Here is a 229-nt window from a genome sequence, read left to right as displayed (position 1 = left end):
GCTTTACACAGCAGCCAGGCGGCGAGCATCCCGCCGCACAGCGGCAGATGATCCTGTAAGCCGGCGAAGGCCTGCAAACCAAACCGTAGCAGGATCCCAGCCAGCATCGCGGCGGCCAGCGAATGGGGAATGATCTGCATCAGCCGGGCAAACAGGCCGGTGGCGCCGCAGATAACGATCAGCGCGTTGGCGAAAATAAAGATCCCCACGGCCTCGGCGAGGGTCACCC

1 protein-coding gene is annotated in these 229 nt (G+C 63.8%); it reads right to left on the bottom strand.

The features are described 5' to 3' along the window. On the bottom strand, positions 1–229 hold a 229-nt coding region (locus tag QMN38_RS26895), incomplete at both ends, for a benzoate/H(+) symporter BenE family transporter (RefSeq protein WP_323606449.1).

The sequence above is a fragment of the Citrobacter sp. R-1.5.2 genome, from assembly GCF_035064245.1.
GTDB lineage: Bacteria > Pseudomonadota > Gammaproteobacteria > Enterobacterales > Enterobacteriaceae > Citrobacter.
This window is presented reverse-complemented; position numbering and strand designations above follow the sequence as displayed.